Raw genomic sequence first — 14,310 nt, 5'->3', positions numbered from 1 at the left:
CCTATCGAACACTTTCGATTTTCCAACTATTCCACCCCTTAAAGCGTATAGCTCCTTGCTGGTCAGTTCGGTAAACTTTGCTATTGATAGTTTCCAGTCGTATCAAGGTTTCCTGATGGGGGAGTTTCGTTCGATTATTCTTTCCAACTGAAATGAGAGTGAACTCTGGTTTGAGTTTTTCTAGAAAGGCTGAACTTAATGATTTTTTAGAGCCATGTTGGCTAGCTTTCAAAACATCCACTTTCAAGTCTGGATAGTGCTTCAGCAAGTCCTTCTCTCCTTTCTCCTCCAAATTTCCTGTGAATAGAAAGTGCTTATCCAAAAGTTTTCCATACAGAACCAGGGAATCTTCATGACCTCCGTCTCCCATTTTCCTTGGAGATAGGACTTCTAACTGACTTCCAAAAATGGGCAAGTTCTCTCCTACTGTCACACTACGCACCTTGGTTTGAGTCGCCTGCAGTTCTACCACAAATTCCTTCTGTTTCAGACTGCCTTTTGATACTAAGATCTCCCCTACATGGAAAGCCTTGCTCACCTCCAACAAATCTCCAACATGCTCCTTGTCCGTGTTGGTCAAAATCAACTGATCAATCTTGGCCACTCCACGACTTTTGAGGTAGGGAATCAAGGTTCGCTGGGCATTGCTAGTCGTTACCTTTTCTTGCCAAGCCTCAATTTTCTTATTTGACTCTGCCTTGCCACCTACATCTATGAGAATGGTTTTCCCAGTTACATCCCGTAGGAAAATACTTTCCCCTTGCCCCACATCCAGCATGGTGATTTCATTTTCCAGTGGATGCTTGGTCAAGAAAAAGAGACCTGTAATCAATAAGCTCAACACTATTAGCCTTTTAATATTTTTCCTCAAATCATAGACTAAAGCCAAGGAAATTAACAATAAGATTAAAAGCCATGCATTGGGTTGTCCAAGTACAAGCGGCCTGTTTGCCACCTGTGAGACCAAGCGAATAATGCCCTCCAACCATTCAAAGATAAAATTCAGCTGAATGACTGGATAGAGAAAGGAAAGGGCAAATAAGATAGACAAGAGCTGTAAGAAGACCAAGTCAAATAGAAAGGAAAAGACAAAGGTCAAGAGGATGGACCAAGGTTGAAATTCCGCAAAATAGAAGGATAGGATGGGTAATATTCCCAAGGAAATGACTAGACTTTCTCTAGCAACAGCCTTGAGACCCTCTCCTTCTTTGCTGGTCATGGTCAAGATAAAAGCGTAAGCGCATGACAAAACTCCTCCTGCAGTCAGAAAAAAGTTAGGCATGATGATAAAGAGGACAAGCACCGTCAAGGCAAAATTATCCAAGCCCTTAACACCATGTTGAGCCAGTAACTTTTGCAAGAGACTGCGAATGACTGATGCTGAAAATCCTGTTAGCCCTGCATAAATAAGAGAAAAGGGATAAGTCAGCCATTTCAACTTTTCTTGGGTCAAGCCCAATCGCAAGAGAAGTTTCTTAAATCCATCCATGAAAAAGCCTACCTGCATACCCGACAAGGCAAAGAGGTGGATAATTCCTAGACTGGAATAAAGCTCATTCATCTCCTCAAAGTCAGTGTCCAGATGTCCTAGCAAGAGTCCTGTCATGTAATTGCGCATAGGATCTGGAAAGTGCGTCTTAATCCAAACTACAGCCTTACGGCGTACACTGGACAGGTTTTCTACTATATTCCAACTGCCAACTTTTTGAAGCGACTGGATTCTTTTGATATTGAGAGTCTGGTAAATTCCCTGAGTCTTCAGATAGGCTTGGTAGTCAAAACCACCAAAATTTCTCTGCCCTTCTGGCTCCGAAAGCTTCCCTGCTAGTCCTATCTCATGAAGGTCAGTTAAAGCTTGAAAGGCTTCTTTCTCCTCTTCGGACTGGAGTTTATAATAGACTTGAAAAATGCGTCCATCAGACTTGCCACGAAAGGATAGACTGTCACCATTGACCTTAATAGTGTCAGGCAAAATCCGTAGCCTTTCAACAGAATCCGCCAAATTTTGACTCGCTTGACTCTGTTGCCAATTTTGAAACAGAAACCAGAAGCCAAAGATTCCACAAAGCAGTAGAACTTTACTAGCTGATTTCCAAGGAAATTGAATAAAGAGACAAACTAGCAGAAAAACAAAGCCTAGCAATGCGAGATAAGATGATGAGAAAATGGCGTAGTAAATCCAGAGCAATAGAAAACTCAGATAGATTAGGGGAAGGGGGATGTTCTTAATCCACTGTAACATAGTCTTTTAACTTTTCTATGGTCTTGGCACCAATACCAGAGACTTTCTTGAGTTCATCAACCGACTTAAATTTCCCATTTGCCTCACGATGATCGATAATGTCCTGAGCTCGTTTTCCTCCCAGTCCCTTGACCTGCTTGAGTTCTTCCAAACTGGCCTTATTGAGATTGACCTTCTTTTCCTTGCTTGTTGAAGAAGGCGCTCCAGAACCAGTATGTTGACTAGCTGATTCTTCTCCCTTAGTGGGAACGTAAACCAGAGCTTCATCACTAACTTTCTGAGCTAGATTGAGCGACTTGCTGTCTGCTTGCTCTGTCAAGCCACCCGCCTTTTGAACAGCGTCATTGACCCGACTACCTACAGGCAAATCATAAATTCCAGGTGCTTTGACAGCGCCTTTTACATCTACTGTGATTAGATCTTGTTCAAGGGGCTCTGCCTTTTCTTCCTTCTTCATATCCTTTTCGGTCGATGAATCCTTGGAAACAGCGGCAACTTCTGCCTGTAAATTCGTTTCTTTTACAGGTGTTTCTGGAGCTGGTTTTAGCAGGAAAAATCCTCCTACAAGCAAGCCCAGACCAGTACAGATGACGATGATTTTATACTCTTTGATTTTCTCGATAATTGCTTCCATATTTTCTCCTCTCTTAGATTATTCGTAAGAGAAAGAAAAAACAGTTGAAAATTTCTTCTCAACTGCTTATTTATTTGCAAAATAGTCTTCCTTGGTCAAGACATAATGAACCCTTGTAACGATTCGGCCTTCTTCATGCTGGTCCATACAAGCATATGGTTCTGCATGTGAAAAATGCATGCCTGATTTCTCCATGACCTTTCCTGACACGGGATTAGCCTTATCGTGTAAAGCAACTAACTTATTCATTCCTATCTTCTCAAAAGCTAGCTCAATTACGGCACGATTGGCTTCTGTCGTCAATCCTTGACTCCAATACTTTTTATTGATAATGTAGCCAATAGCCGCCTTCTTAAGAGCAGGATCAATCTTGTGCAAATCAATGGTTCCGATAAATTTGCCATTGCTTTTTAGTTCTATTCCCCAACGTCCCAAGGGATTAGCCAAGTAGAACTGAGCAATATTATTTTTGGTTTCTTCTAAATTTTGATTGGTTAGAAAAGTGTAACGTGTATTATCCTTATCCGAGGCATAGTCAAACATTTCTTCTGCATCATCCAAGGTTACAGGTCTAAGCAATAAACGCTCCGTTTCTATAGACGGATACTGGGCAAGTTTTACAAAAATTGATTCCATACGTTTCTACCATTCAAAAGTATTTTCTATCAGTCTAGCATAAAAAAGAAGTTACAACAAGTTTTTCTTGCTTTTTAAAGCGGTTTCATATAGAATGAAATCATCACCTTATTTTATAGATAATTGTGATAAATCATTTACAACCCGTCAATAGAAAGGGAGTTTTTCTCTATGTTAATCGGAATTCCAAAAGAAATTAAGAATAATGAAAACCGTGTTGGCCTCACACCTGCTGGTGTCCACAGCTTAGTCGGTCGTGGTCATCGCGTCCTAATCGAAACAAATGCTGGTCTCGGTTCTGGCTTTACTGATGCTGACTATCAAAAGCAAGGAGCTGAGATTGTTGCTACTGCTGGTGAAGCCTGGGCTGCAGAGTTAGTCGTGAAAGTAAAAGAACCATTAGCTTCTGAATATGGTTACTTACGTGACGACCTGCTTCTCTTTACCTACTTGCACATGGCCGCAGCGCCTGAATTAGCAGATGCTATGCTAGCAGCAAAAACAACAGGGATTGCCTATGAAACTGTTCGTGATTCCCAAGGTCAGTTACCACTCCTCGTTCCAATGAGTGAGGTTGCAGGCCGTATGGCAGTCCAAATCGGAGCTCACTTCCTAACCAAACAAGCAGGAGGTTCTGGCGTCCTACTGGGTGGTGTACCGGGTGTACCTAAAGGGAAAGTAACCATCATCGGTGGCGGTGTCGTAGGGACCCATGCTGCCCGCATCGCTTTAGGATTGGGAGCGCAAGTGACCATCCTTGATATCAGTGCTAAACGTCTCTCCGTTTTAGAGGAGGTCTTTGGCCACCAAATTCAAACTCTCATGTCCAATTCATTCAACATCGAAGCCAGTGTGAGAGATGCGGATGTGGTAATTGGAGCGGTTCTCATCCCTGGTGCCAAAGCACCGAAATTGGTGACAGATGAGATGGTCAAACAAATGCGTCCAGGCTCTGTCATCGTTGACGTTGCTGTTGACCAAGGTGGCGTTATCGAAACGGCTGACCGTGTGACTACGCACGATGAGCCTGTTTATGAAAAACACGGTGTTCTCCACTATGCCGTTGCTAATATTCCTGGTGCGGTTGCTCGCACTTCAACCATCGCCCTAACCAATGTCACTCTTCCTTATATCGAAGCTTTGGCTGGCAAAGGATTCGCACAAGCAATTGCTGAAGATGAGGGCTTGCGTCAAGGTGTGACCACTTATCAAGGTTACTTAACCAGTCTTCCAGTAGCCCAAGGACTCGATAAAAGACATATTCCAATCGATGAACTAGTATAAAAATCTAATTATCAGATAAAAGAAAGAGCAATTCCACCTGAACTGCTCTTTTTTGCTATTCTGTTTCTTCTTGGACTTCTTCACGCTCTTCATTTTTAATTGGAGCTGGTTCATAAGCTCGGATAATCTGAGCGACAACTGGATGGCGAACCACATCCTTGGCTGAAAAATGAACAAAGTCAATCTGGTGAATGTTCTTGAGCTTTTCTTGGGCATCAATCAAACCGGACTTAACGTTACGCGGAAGGTCAATCTGACTGATATCTCCATTGACAATCATCTTAGAATTAAAACCTAAACGAGTCAAGAACATCTTCATCTGCATGATGGTCGTATTTTGCGCCTCATCGAGAATGACAAAGGCATCATCCAAGGTCCGTCCACGCATATAGGCAAGAGGAGCAATCTCGATAATTTCACGCTCCATGAGACGAGTTGTTTGGTCTTTGCCCAGAATCTGATACAAGGCATCATAAACAGGTCGAAGGTAAGGATCTACCTTCTCTTTGAGATCACCCGGAAGAAAACCTAGACTCTCTCCTGCTTCTACTGCTGGACGAGTTAGGATAATCCGCTTGACTTGCCCACGTTTAAGAGCTGTCACAGCCAAGGTCACTGCAAGGAAGGTCTTCCCTGTACCTGCTGGCCCAATTCCAAAGGTCACATCATGCTGTTTGACACTGTCCACATAAAGTTTTTGACCCAAGGTTTTGACGCGGATAGGTTTACCAGTATTGTCTTTGATAATTTCTTCTTCGTAAAGGGCGACAAACTTGTCGATTTCATCGTTTTTGACCATGCTAATCGCAGTTACCACATCTGGCGTACCAACGGTCATCCCACGATTTACCAAGACCATCAAAGCCTGAATAACCTGACGGGCTTCCTCGCAAGCAGACTCTTCTCCCAAAACTTGGACAATCTCCGTACGAGCATGAATCACAACATCAAGCTCTTCTTCCATCAAACGAAGATGGCGTTCATTGGAACCAAAAAGATGAAACAAGTCATCTGGATGACTCAGTTGAATGTCTATTGAATGTTCCTTCAAATAAAGAACCTCTCTAATCCTTTTATTTCTTTTTATTATAGCAAAGGGGTGGAGAAATTACTAGCCCAAACCCAATGAATAAATGCTAGTGTTCTAAGTATTCTTGCCAGATAGCATCAAAGTCTCCTAGATTGAAAGAGAAACTGGCATATTCCTCTAAAAAGCGACTCACCTCATCGAAATCATCTGTATGTTTTGGAAAGGCCGACTCTTCAAAAGCGAGGTCTGCCAAGATAGCTTTAGGACTATTACTTTTAGGATTGCGCTCAGTCATGAGCCAAGTGTAAAATGATTTTCTCAATTCTTTCTCCTATCAAGACTTTTTTTGATGAAACTTTTCTGATCTTTAAAAATTACTGGACTTAGCCTCTGACACATAGTAGTTTATAAAATCCGTTTTCGCATCAGTATAGGCGTCTCGATTGTGTTCAAATTTTTTCCACAAACTGAGTTTTAATTCCTGATACGCTTGGGCAATATCTGAATGCTGGCAGAGATAATCTCTAAAATAAATCTCGTCATGATCTCCCGTCATTCGCAAATGTAAATGAAAAACTTTCTCAGCAAATCCCTGCTCTGTATATCCTTTATTTAGCGAAATCCTATTAGGACTCTCCGACATCACTAACCAACCATTCTTCACCAATAAATCCCTAACTCTTGCTAAATCCTCTATTCTACCTACTTCTAGCAGAATATCAACGATATTTTTGGCCCAAATATTAGGGATAGCAGTGCTACCGATATGTTCTATTCTTTTAATAACATTTGCACCCAATATTTTTTTAAGACTTGTTTTCTCCAATTCATACCAGTCTTTCCACTCTGACTTGTGCTCTACTAGAAAAATAGGAAAAAGTTGCCAGAGTTCCTCTAAACTCATTTCTTCAAGTTTCTTTTTCATGTCTATAAGGCCTAGATCAACTCTGTACCAAACTGGTCTTGCTTGATTTTGCCAGACTTCATCAAGCCACCGAGTGCTTTCTTGAACTGACCTTTAGAAATGCCAAATGTTGCCTTGATGTCGTCTGGAGATGACTTATCATTTAAGGTCATGAAACCGCCATTGCTTTCCAAGTAAGTCAAAATCATCTGAGCATCATTTTCCAACATTTCAAAGGAACGTGGTTTGAGGGAGAGGTTCAAGGTACGGTCCACTTCACGGAAACCAATAACGCGCGCATCTAATACTTGCCCCAAACGTGGCTCTGCGTAACGCTCGCTAGGATGGATAAAACCAAGCATGTTATTTTCTGGTAGGTAAACAAAAGTTCCTGACAGCTTGAGGCGGTAAACAATGGCTGGCCAGTTTTGGTTCTGCATGTTGTTGTAGGCAGGACGAGCCAGACGTTGGAAGTCTTCTTGATAAGCCAAGAGTCCCCAGATACGGTCTTTCTTGTCCACTTCAAGACGGATGTAGAGTTGGTCACCCTTCTTAGGCCAGAGTTCCTTGAGCTCAGGGAGAATATCAAGCGATACTACGACTTCCTTATCGGGCAGACCTGTATCCACAAAGACACCCAAGTCTTTACGAACTTCCGTTACAGTTCCCCAACCAAATTGATCCTGTGTGGCAATCACTTCTAAAGTGGTCAAGCGGAGCTTTTGCTTCATATCTGTATAGGCGAAACCTTTAACCGTATCCCCTACTGTATGCTGACCTTCTTCCTTAGCAAGAGCATAGGTTTGACCATCCTTTTGCACAAAGTAAAAACGGTCGTTTTCATCGATGATGAGTCCAACGATAAAACTTGCAAGATTTGTATTCATATTTCCTTCTTTCGAATAAAACTCAGCCAGCAATGCCAACTGAGTTTCTCTGTTTATTTTTAGACTTCCAAGAGTTCTTTCTCTTTGTTGGCAGTCATGTCGTCGATGTGTTTAACAGCATCGTCTGTTACTTTTTGAATGTCTTTTTCAAGAGTCTTCAATTCGTCTTCAGTGATTTCTTTTGCTTTTTCTTGTTTCTTAGCTTCGTCCATAGCATCGCGACGGATATTGCGGACAGCCACTTTAGCATTTTCGCCGACCTTCTTCACTTCTTTAGCAAGGTCACGACGAGTTTCTTCTGTAAGAGCAGGGATAACCAAACGAATAACAGAACCGTCGTTAGCAGGTGTGATACCAAGATCAGAAGCGTTCAAGGCACGTTCGATGTCTTTCAATGAAGACTTGTCAAATGGGGTTACCAACAAAACACGCGCTTCTGGAATCGTAATTGAAGCAATTTGGTTAAGAGGAGTTTCGACTCCATAGTATTCTACATGTACACGGTCAAGCAAGCTTGCATTGGCACGTCCAGCACGGATACCACCAAATTCACGAGCAAGTGATTGGTGAGACTGGGTCATTCTCTCTTTAGCTTTTTCAATAATTGCGTTAGCCATAATCTTTCTTATTCCTTTTCTTCGATATTATTTGAAACTGTTGTTCCGATATTTTCACCAAATACGACACGTTTGATGTTGCCTGGTTGGTTCATGTTGAAGACAACCAAGTCAATGTCGTTATCCATTGAGAGGGTTGAAGCTGTTGAGTCCATGATACGAAGACCTTTATTGATAACGTCACGGTGGGTCAATTCTTCAAATTTAACAGCTGTCTTGTCCTTCTTAGGATCAGCATTGTAAACACCATCTACGCCATTTTTAGCCATGAGGATGGCGTCTGCTTCGATTTCAGCTGCACGAAGGGCCGCTGTTGTATCGGTTGAGAAGTAAGGTGAACCAATTCCAGCACCAAAGATAACGATACGGCCTTTTTCAAGGTGACGAAGGGCACGTCCACGGACATAAGGCTCTGCCACTTGTTGCATAGCAATAGCTGTTTGCACACGTGTATCAACCCCAACTTGTTGCAATGAATCTGCCATCACAAGAGCATTCATAACAGTCCCAAGCATTCCTGTGTAATCTGCCTGAACGCGGTCCATACCTGCTTCTGCAGCAGGTTCTCCACGCCAGAGATTTCCTCCACCAATAACAAGGGCAATTTCGATACCTAAGCTATGAACTTCTTGAATCTCTTTTGCGATTGTTTGAACTGTTTGGATATCAATCCCTACGCCACGTTCACCGGCAAGGGCTTCACCTGATAACTTGATTAAAATACGTTTATACTTGGGATTCGCCATTTTCACTCTCCTTCTTTTATCCTACCTATTTTATCACAAATTCTAAGATTTTTATAGTATCATGAGCAATTCTTTCAAAAAAATTAGACCGTTAAAAATTCCTCTAAGTCGCTAAGAGCACGCTCTGCAATTTTTTCATAACGAGCCTTCTTATCACGGATACGTTCGCCTTCTAACTCTTTGATAATCCCAAAATTGACATTCATTGGTTGGAAATGTTTGCTATCCGCATGGGTGATGTAATGAGCTAAGCTTCCGATAGCCGTCGTCTCTGGGAAAATAGCTTGGCTTTCTCCCTTGAAAAGACGAGCTGCGTTAATTCCCGCAACCAAGCCTGAAGCAGCTGACTCTACATAGCCTTCTACACCCGTCATCTGACCAGCAAAGAAGAGATTTGGTTGTTTCTTAGAACGGTAAGTCTGTTCAAGAAGATTTGGTGAATCCATATAAGAATTGCGGTGCATGACACCATAGCGAACAAACTCAGCGTTTTCAAGACCTGGAATCATTTGGAAGACACGCTTTTGTTCTCCCCATTTGAGGTGGGTCTGGAAACCAACAATATTATAGAGGCTACCAGCTGCATTGTCCTGACGAAGCTGAACCACCGCATAAGGTGTTTTGAATTCTCCATCACGAGGTCCTGTGTAGTCGTCCGGATACTCCAAACCGACTGGTTTCATAGGACCATAAAGCATAGTTTTAATGCCACGTTTGGCCATAACTTCGATAGGCATACAACCTTCAAAGTACTTTTCTTTTTCGAAAGAATTGAGCGGTGCTTCTTCCGCATTAACCAAGGCTTCATGGAAATCCATAAATTCTTGCTTGGTCATTGGAGCATTGAGGTAGGCTGCTTCTCCCTTATCATAACGAGATTTGAGATAGACCTTGCTCATATCGATAGTGTTGACGTCGATAATAGGGGCTGCCGCATCGTAGAAATAGAAACCATCACCGTCATTAAGGGCATGAATCTTTTCAGCCAAGGCATCGCTAGTCAAAGGACCAGTAGCGACAACTGTGATTACATCAGTTGGTAATTCTGTAATTTCATCACGAACGACTTCAATCAAGGGATGGTTGGCAACTTTTTCGGTTACCATTTGGGAGAAACCATCACGGTCCACCGCAAGCGCACCACCTGCAGGAACACGGGTAGCTTCAGCAGATTCCAAGATAACAGAACCCAAGCGACGCATTTCTTCCTTGAGGAGCCCAACAGCATTTGTCAGGGCATCCCCACGAAGAGAATTGGAACAAACTAACTCTGCAAAATTGTCTGTTTTGTGCTGAGGTGTTGACTTGACACCACGCATTTCATAAAGTTTAACTGGAATACCACGTTCTGCAATTTGGTAGGCTGCTTCAGAACCTGCCAAACCAGCACCGATAACATTGATATAAGATTGAGACACGACACTAATACCTCTTTGGGAGTGTGAAGACAAGTTTCACATTGAAAAAGCCAATCGGATTTACTTCGCTTTCGAGTTTCTTGGCTCAGGCTGAAAAAGTCCACAGGACTTACTTCGCTTTCGAATTTCCTGGCTCAGGCTGAAAAAGTCCCCCAGACTTTTTCACTCCCACAAATCTTTCTATTTTTTTCTTCTACTAGTATAACAAAAAAAGGGAAGAAGGCAAACTTCCCTGTTTAGTCATTTTCTTGGTTTTCTTCCCATTCATGGTAGGCAGCATAGAGCTGACTCTTGTTCCACTGGTAAATCTTAGCTACTTCCTTAATGGCTTGATTTTTCTTCATGCCTTGCTGGATACGAGCTTGGATTTCTAAGAACAAGTCTTCCTCGTCTTTTTCTTCCACATCCTGACTGGCACCTTCAACGATAAGAAGGCATTCTCCCTTGAGTGGCGTTTCAGTAATGCTTTCTAATAACTCAGAAATGATACCGCGTTGGTATTCTTCATAGATTTTGGTCAATTCTCTAACCAAGACCACCGAGCGGTCACCGTAGACTTCTAGCATATTTTCCAACGTATCTGCTACACGATGAGGGGATTCATAGAAAATTTGTGTTTCAGGATAGTCTTTTTTCGAGTCGAAAAATTGCTTTTGCTGGCCTGATTTTCTGGGTAAAAAGCCATAAAAAATATGTGGCTGTGGCGCTAAACCACTTGCAATCAAGGCAGAAATTCCTGCAGAGGCACCCGGAACTGTCACTACTGCAATCTCTTCCTCAATAGCTGCCTTAACCAAATCATGCCCAGGGTCTGAGATACTAGGCAAACCTGCATCGGAGACCTGAGCAATGCTTTGCCCTGCTTTCAAGAAACCAATCAAATCAGGAATTTTTTCCTTGGCATTGTGCTCATGAAAACTGATTTGCTTGGTAGAAATGTCAAAATACTTGAGCAATAGACCTGTATTGCGCGTGTCCTCAGCAGCAATCCAATCCACTTCTTTCAAGGTCTGAATAGCTCGAAATGTCATATCATCTAGATTGCCAATCGGCGTTGCCACTAGGTACAGCTTGCCATAGGGAGACTGCCCCTTAAAACTTTTTTGAATCTGCATGCCTACTCCCTGTATAACAACTCGTCACAGAACATACATTCCTCATCCTGCTCTCGACGTTGTCCATAAAAATCATTACAAACGTGAAATCCATCCCGGTAAATGCGACGGACACTTTCACGAACATGCTTAGCCTTGACAGGAGCATCTGCTTCCACCTCACCCAAGCGTTCGCGCAACTTAGAATTTTCCAAGCGAAGAGCTGTATTTTCCTCTACCAGGCTCTTGAGATTTTTCTTGATGGCTTCCACATCGGCCAAGGTTACCAATAACTGTTGGGAAAAATCATCCAGCGCGTCAAATAATTCTTTTTTGTCCATAAAACAGCCCTTTCCTTTCATTATCGTTCATTTTTGAGTTTATATTTCTTTCAAGACCAGATATTCCATGGCATTTTGAAAGCTGACATTAGCCTGCCACATTTTTCTAGCTTCTAGCAAATCTTGTAAAATCACTCTTACTCTTGCTTGTAGAATATCTTGTCCACAGAGAACTTCAAGAATCCGTAAAACCTGATCTTGTTTTTCCTTGTCATCTGCCAAGTTGGCTAATTTAGCAACCTGCAGATAACTTTCTTTTTTCTTAGCCACTAACCAAGTCAGCAGGCGTTCACTTTCATCAACCAAGGTCCAAAAACTTGCCTGATTGGCTAACTTTTCTGCTTCAGCTCGCGATTGACTAAACTGGGCTAAAAGAGTTGCTTTTTTCTTGACCAGCCCCATTTGTTCTAAGAGCAAGATGAGTTTTTCTTCCTGCTTTTTAAAGTGGAAAATCTGGGTCCGACTACGGATTGTTGGTAAAATCTTTTCCTCATCGCTGGTCAAGAAGAAAATATAAACCTCACTCTGGGGTTCTTCGATGACCTTGAGCAGAGAATTAGCTGCGTTAGGATGCATTTTCTCAGCTTGCTCGATAATAAAAACCTGTTGCTGGCTTTCAATCCCTGCTTGGGAAAACTGACCCACCAATTCCCGAATGCGTTCTGTCTTGATGACCTGATTGACTGGCTTAATCAAAGTGACATCGGGAAATTCTCCCAGTTCAATCAGCTTACAATTTCGGCATTTCTCACATGGTAAAACGCCTACTTTATCCGTACAAAAGAGGCTCTTAGCTAAAAATTGCGCCATTTCCAAGCTTCCAAAGAAACCTGAAAAGAGGTAGGCATGATTGAGCTGGTCTTGCTCCAAGATACGGACAAAGCGGTCAAACTGTTCTGGCTGCCAGACCTTTAGTTGATCTTGTTTCATTTAGCTAATCCCATTCTATCAAACAAGACAGCCTTGGTAGTTTCCACAACTTGCTCCAAAGGAAAACTAGCATCAATCTTGACAATACGACTTCCTTCTTTGTCCAGAAGAGAAAGGTAACCTTGACGAACTTTTTTGTGCAAGTCCAAACCTTCTAAGTCCAAACGATTGACCTCGCGATTGCTATTAGCAGCAATTCGAGCCAGTCCTTCTTCCACCTCGATGTCAAAATAGAGTGTTAAATCAGGTTTAAGGCCATCTGTCGCAAACTGATTGAGCCAATCAATGGCGTCAATATCCAAGCCACGACCAAATCCCTGATAGGCAACGGAACTATCGATGAAGCGGTCCATAATGACCAACTTACCAGCTTCAAGGGCTGGAAGAACTTTTTCCACCAAGTGCTGTCTGCGACTAGCAATATAAAGAAGCAACTCTGTCTTCGCATCCATCTGAGTATGACTTGGATCCAAAATTACTTCCCGAATCTTCTCCCCAATCAAGACTCCGCCAGGCTCACGGGTCGTCAGCACCTCTACTCCTTTTTCCTCTAAAATTGGTAGCAGAGCCTCTAAAACACTGGTCTTTCCTGCTCCCTCTGGTCCCTCAAGAGAGACTAAAAATCCTTTTGACATGTCTAACTCATTTCTTTTTTACTACTTCTATTCTATCAAAAAAATGGGGGTTTGTGATAATCTTTTTGTCTTCGCATTTCAAACACCATAAAAGAGGCAGACACATCCACCTCTTATTCACCTAGTTCTTGTGTTCGTTTGTAGGCTTGACCAACTGCATCCATGACCGTTCCTCGAAAAGCATGCGCTTCTAGGCTTGCTACACCAGCGATAGTCGAACCGCCTGGGCTACAAACTTGGTCTTTCAATACTCCAGGATGCTCTTGGCTTTCTAGGACCAATTGCCCAGCTCCTACCACAGTTTGAGCCGCCATTTTCAATGCTGTCTCTCGTGGCAATCCAGTCTGAACACCTGCATCTGCCAAGGCCTCAATAAAGAGATAGACAAAGGCTGGTCCACAGCCTGCAAGACCTGTCGCCGCGTCGATTAAGCCTTCTCCTAGTTCAACCAAGAGACCAGCCTTGGCTAAAAGCTGACAAAAGAGCTCACTGTCCTCAGCCCTGCAATTAGGAGACAAGGCATAACTAATCACTCCTTGACCAATAGAAGCAGGGGTATTTGGCATCATACGAATAATTCGGTGTTGACTTGGTATAAGACTTGCTAGTTTTTCTAAAGTTAATCCAGCTGCCATCGAAATCAAAAGAAGACTTTCTCGTTTTTCAAGGATGGTCTGATATTGAGAAAGCAAGTCTGAGAACTGAGCAGGCTTAACTCCTAGAAAAATCACATCTGCTTCTGCAAATATTTCTTCATTGCTGGAAGCCTGACCACCAAAGTCTGCAATGAAAGCATCTACCTTGGCTTGACTACGATTGGCAAGGAGAAGGTCATCGCCCGTCTTGGCCTGCAAAACAGCCTTAGCCAAGCTAGCTCCCATATTCCCCAAACCGATAAATCCAATTTTCATC

At 42.6% G+C, this 14,310-nt stretch carries 16 protein-coding genes; 1 reads left to right on the top strand and 15 read right to left on the bottom strand.

What is annotated here, in order from left to right; genetic code table 11:
* Window position 1: 1 nt before the first annotated feature.
* The 3 genes from HMPREF1048_RS10445 to HMPREF1048_RS10435 form a co-directional block, all read right to left on the bottom strand.
* Window positions 2-2,242, bottom strand: a complete 2,241-nt coding sequence (locus HMPREF1048_RS10445; RefSeq protein WP_000942438.1) for a DNA internalization-related competence protein ComEC/Rec2 — start codon at window positions 2,240-2,242, stop codon at window positions 2-4.
* Window positions 2,226-2,876, bottom strand: a complete 651-nt coding sequence (locus tag HMPREF1048_RS10440) for a helix-hairpin-helix domain-containing protein (RefSeq protein WP_000387325.1) — start codon at window positions 2,874-2,876, stop codon at window positions 2,226-2,228. Before HMPREF1048_RS10440 ends, HMPREF1048_RS10445 begins: the two co-directional genes overlap by 17 nt.
* Window positions 2,877-2,942: 66 nt before the next feature.
* Window positions 2,943-3,512, bottom strand: coding sequence for a GNAT family N-acetyltransferase (locus HMPREF1048_RS10435; RefSeq protein WP_000443778.1), 570 nt, complete (start codon window positions 3,510-3,512; stop codon window positions 2,943-2,945).
* Between the two features lie 171 nt (window positions 3,513-3,683).
* Between HMPREF1048_RS10435 and ald the strand changes: the two genes are divergently transcribed.
* Complete coding sequence (gene ald, locus HMPREF1048_RS10430) at window positions 3,684-4,796, top strand: alanine dehydrogenase (RefSeq protein ID WP_000904723.1); 1,113 nt, start codon at window positions 3,684-3,686, stop codon at window positions 4,794-4,796.
* A 55-nt stretch (window positions 4,797-4,851) separates the two neighbouring features.
* Here ald and HMPREF1048_RS10425 read toward each other — a convergent pair whose 3' ends face one another.
* The 12 genes from HMPREF1048_RS10425 to proC form a co-directional block, all read right to left on the bottom strand.
* Window positions 4,852-5,847, bottom strand: a complete 996-nt coding sequence (locus HMPREF1048_RS10425; protein ID WP_000658187.1) for a PhoH family protein — start codon at window positions 5,845-5,847, stop codon at window positions 4,852-4,854.
* Between the two features lie 85 nt (window positions 5,848-5,932).
* Entirely contained in the window at window positions 5,933-6,148 is a 216-nt protein-coding gene (locus tag HMPREF1048_RS10420) for a YozE family protein (RefSeq protein ID WP_004249158.1), read from the bottom strand.
* Window positions 6,149-6,193: 45 nt separating this feature from the next.
* Window positions 6,194-6,751: a GrpB family protein gene (locus HMPREF1048_RS10415; RefSeq protein ID WP_004249180.1), complete on the bottom strand. Its 558-nt coding sequence runs from the start codon at window positions 6,749-6,751 to the stop codon at window positions 6,194-6,196.
* Between the two features lie 11 nt (window positions 6,752-6,762).
* The gene (gene cvfB / locus HMPREF1048_RS10410; protein WP_001095436.1) at window positions 6,763-7,617 is read right to left on the bottom strand and encodes an RNA-binding virulence regulatory protein CvfB; all 855 of its coding nucleotides are present in this window, start codon (window positions 7,615-7,617) and stop codon (window positions 6,763-6,765) included.
* 59 nt (window positions 7,618-7,676) lie between these two features.
* Entirely contained in the window at window positions 7,677-8,234 is a 558-nt protein-coding gene (gene frr, locus HMPREF1048_RS10405; RefSeq protein ID WP_001262225.1) for a ribosome recycling factor, read from the bottom strand.
* A gap of 8 nt (window positions 8,235-8,242) precedes the next feature.
* On the bottom strand, window positions 8,243-8,980 hold the full coding sequence (pyrH, locus tag HMPREF1048_RS10400) for a UMP kinase (protein ID WP_000002996.1): 738 nt from the start codon (window positions 8,978-8,980) through the stop codon (window positions 8,243-8,245).
* A gap of 83 nt (window positions 8,981-9,063) precedes the next feature.
* Window positions 9,064-10,398, bottom strand: a complete 1,335-nt coding sequence (trmFO, locus tag HMPREF1048_RS10395) for a methylenetetrahydrofolate--tRNA-(uracil(54)-C(5))-methyltransferase (FADH(2)-oxidizing) TrmFO (RefSeq protein ID WP_000083712.1) — start codon at window positions 10,396-10,398, stop codon at window positions 9,064-9,066.
* 236 nt (window positions 10,399-10,634) lie between these two features.
* A complete protein-coding gene (gene rsmI, locus HMPREF1048_RS10390; protein WP_001166897.1) occupies window positions 10,635-11,513 on the bottom strand; it encodes a 16S rRNA (cytidine(1402)-2'-O)-methyltransferase in 879 nt (292 codons plus the stop codon).
* Window positions 11,514-11,515: 2 nt separating this feature from the next.
* Entirely contained in the window at window positions 11,516-11,833 is a 318-nt protein-coding gene (gene yabA, locus HMPREF1048_RS10385) for a DNA replication initiation control protein YabA (protein ID WP_000358228.1), read from the bottom strand.
* Window positions 11,834-11,872: 39 nt separating this feature from the next.
* Entirely contained in the window at window positions 11,873-12,763 is an 891-nt protein-coding gene (locus HMPREF1048_RS10380; RefSeq protein WP_000806738.1) for a DNA polymerase III subunit delta', read from the bottom strand.
* Window positions 12,760-13,398, bottom strand: coding sequence for a dTMP kinase (gene tmk, locus HMPREF1048_RS10375; protein ID WP_000033359.1), 639 nt, complete (start codon window positions 13,396-13,398; stop codon window positions 12,760-12,762). The genes HMPREF1048_RS10380 and tmk overlap by 4 nt, the downstream gene beginning before the upstream one ends.
* Before the next feature lie 113 nt (window positions 13,399-13,511).
* Window positions 13,512-14,309, bottom strand: coding sequence for a pyrroline-5-carboxylate reductase (proC, locus tag HMPREF1048_RS10370; RefSeq protein WP_000689677.1), 798 nt, complete (start codon window positions 14,307-14,309; stop codon window positions 13,512-13,514).
* Between the last annotated feature and the right edge of the window lies 1 nt (window position 14,310).

This window comes from Streptococcus mitis SK575 (assembly GCF_000257865.1).
In the GTDB taxonomy this organism is placed as follows: Bacteria; Bacillota; Bacilli; order Lactobacillales; family Streptococcaceae; genus Streptococcus; species Streptococcus mitis_CQ.
This window is presented reverse-complemented; position numbering and strand designations above follow the sequence as displayed.